This window comes from Desulfobacula sp., assembly GCF_021107415.1.
On the sequence record NZ_JAIOSW010000133.1, the window covers coordinates 1 to 2,982 of the forward strand.

The following is a 2,982-nucleotide window of genomic DNA, read 5'->3' on the forward strand; positions in this document are numbered from 1 at the left end:
ATTGGATAGGGCAGGCGCCAGGGGCGGCCCACATCGTAGTGAAGGGCCAGAACGACAAGGGCATACCCTAAAAAAGCCGTTAAAATAGCAGGACGAACAGCGGAATGAAATCGTTTCAGTCCGAAAATGTAGCAGGATGCAGATGTGACATAACCGCCTGCTGCAAGGGCAACACCACATAGCAGATCAAACCCGATCCATATCCCCCAGGGGTTGGTGTTGTCAAGGTTGGTTACCGTTCCCAGGCCCATTGTAAACCGTAAGATTGTTAATATAAGTCCACCCGCAAGGATGATACCTGTCACCACATTAAACACGGTAAATTTTTTATTTTCAGGAATCTGGTTATCCAAATCCATTTTATTCCTCCTGTTTGCCTTTTTCTTCTGAATCTTCAAGGTCCTGAGTTTCGGCTTCTTTTGCAACTTCTTCCAGGGCTTTCTTCACTTCAAAATTGATTGCAGCAGTTTTCTCTTTGGTCATTTTTTCCTTAAGTTCTTCCAACTTTTGATTCATCTCTTCATTGGCCTTAATTCCTGCCGCCTGTAATGCGTCATCTTTTTCTTCTTTAGCTATCTTATCTTTCCTCTTGGAGATGGCATAAACTCCAGTCAATAATACCGGCCAGAGACCAACAATAATTGGAACAGCCGAAAGCGGCCCAGAGGTCAGTTCAGGTGCTGATGTCGTTCCTAAGTCCTCTCTCATGCCAATGGTTTCAAAAGGAGCTTGGGAAAGATAAAGCCAGCTTGTCCCCCCCATCTCATGTTCGCCATACACATGATCAATATATCGCTCAGGATGTTTTTGAATCTTAAATTTTGCCATCTTTAAAAGCGTGTCTCTCTCTCCAAAAATCAAGGCTTCCCTGGGACAGGCCTCTACACAACCCGGAAGTTTACCCTCTTTTAAACGGGGAGCGCACATGGTACATTTTGTTACTCTGGGTGTCAGGGGTTTATCATACTCATAGGCCGGAACGTCAAAAGGACATGCCACCATGCAATACCGGCACCCTACACACAGAGAAGCATCATACACCACCGGTCCTTCCGGTGTCTTTGTAAACGCTTTAACAAAACAGGCAGAGGCACAGGCCGGTTCCAGACAATGATTGCACTGCTTTTTTACAAAAACTTTTTCCCGGGCTCCAAACCGGTTAACGACCGTAAACTCATCTGCCTGGGTGCGCCGTTTTTTGTCCAGAACACTTAAATCTTCAAACGGCTTTTCAGGTTGCGGCAAATCATTTACTTTGTTACAGGCCTGTTCGCATTTTCTGCATCCAATACACAAGGTTGTATCATGCAGGATTCCACCACTTGCCGGATATCCCTTGAAATGTTTGTTTGCGGCACCATAGGCTTTTGTCAGGGTACCGGTTGTGGTGACACCGATAGCCGCTCCAAGTGAACCCAAAAATTTTCTACGAGAAATAGCCATAATTTTTACCCTTATATATATCCTTTAAAACTTCTATTTCTTTTCTTCATGACATTTGGCGCAGTCAGTTGCTGCAATGGATTTAACTTCCATTTTCTGATGGCAGGTAATGCACTGGCCATGATAGGCCCCCTTTAATCCCGGTCTGCCATCTGAATCCGGGCCTTTTTTACTGTGACAGGAGGCACATTTGGGAGGCACAAGTGTTTTAGGACTGTTATGATGGCATCCCATACACAGCCCTTCCTGATCCGTGTGAAACGCCCTGGCCATATCGCTTTTCTCAACCCGCAGGAAAATAGCCTGAACCATTTTTCCATGGGGGAACCGGCTTGGCATATACTCATTGGCTAACACATCAATAACGACTGTTTCAGGGATTTTGTCTTTTTTGACCGGTTTGTATCCTTTCGACGAATCTGCTAACGCCTTTCTTGCAACTTCCTCAGGGTTCATGGATTGCAGTTGGGCCTGCTTCAAATTGTGACATGTTTTACACGAATTGGAATCATCCTTTTTGACCGGAACCTGAAAATGACAGCCGGCACAATCAGAATTTTTTGTGAGTTCCTTGTGGCAGCCAATACAACTTCTATTGCTGTCCGGATTGTGCATTGCCTGGGCAAGACTGACAAATCCACCCTTTGAATCTCCCCCCTCCGGCTTATGACAGTCATTGCATTTTTTCAATGTCTCATGATGACATGCTTTGCAGCTTTGACTATTTGTTTCATGGCCTTTGTGATTAAAGGCAACACCATCCATATAGTTTTTTGTCGCAGAACTGCCGGCCTTCCAGCCAGTAATGGCAACTTCATCCGGCTGATTTCGTTTGAGCCGGGGGATATCTAAAACCTTTTTTATCTTCTGCTGTTGTTTTTTATCATGACATCCGTTGCAGGTTATGGGTCCGGCATCTGTATTTTTACTTTTCAAAGTTTGATGACACTTTACGCATGAGTCATGGGACGCTTGGCGAATAGGTCTTATACTGTCCTGCTCTTCCGGTTTATGACAATACCCGCAGGATTCTTCCTCACCCTTGATATAAAATATCTCTTTTGTTTTCTCATTATATTTATGATGGCACGCGCTGCAATTATCTTTACTCGCAGTATCCTTATTTAAAATATTTTGGCCCTTAATTTGCTTTGCACTTTCATGGATAAAGTGAAGAGATTTATCAAAACTCAATCTTTCCCATGAGGATTCTTTGGACTTTTTTACAGTATGGCAGGATCGGCAATCCGCAGTAAGCGGCCCTGATTTTTCATTGGATGCTTTTTTCTCCACATGGCAGGCAATACATCCGTCATGATAAGAATCCATGGACGCTTTTTCACTAGTTCTTTTGAATTCAAAGATAATACCGTCTTCTTTTTCAATATGACAGGCTGTACAGTTCCCTTTAACAGCCTCTGTGTGAAGATCATGTAGAAAACTGACCGTCGGCATTTCTTCTTTGCTTAACTCCGCTCCAAGCTGAATCGTGATGTGATCCAATTTTTTATCATCATTATTCTTTTTAATATTGGTTTG

Annotated in this window: 2 protein-coding genes and 1 pseudogene; all 3 read right to left on the bottom strand. The window is 43.6% G+C overall.

All coding sequences use genetic code 11. From position 1 onward, the window contains the following. Nucleotides 1-359: pseudogene (locus K8S13_RS06960) on the bottom strand (hypothetical protein); the annotation flags it as partial. A 1-nt stretch (nucleotide 360) separates the two neighbouring features. Beyond that, nucleotides 361-1,443, bottom strand: a complete 1,083-nt coding sequence (gene hmcB, locus K8S13_RS06965; RefSeq protein WP_291461505.1) for a sulfate respiration complex iron-sulfur protein HmcB — start codon at nucleotides 1,441-1,443, stop codon at nucleotides 361-363. A 33-nt stretch (nucleotides 1,444-1,476) separates the two neighbouring features. Further along, nucleotides 1,477-2,982: sulfate respiration complex hexadecaheme cytochrome HmcA (gene hmcA, locus K8S13_RS06970; protein ID WP_291461506.1), on the bottom strand; the 1,506-nt coding region annotated here is incomplete at its 5' end.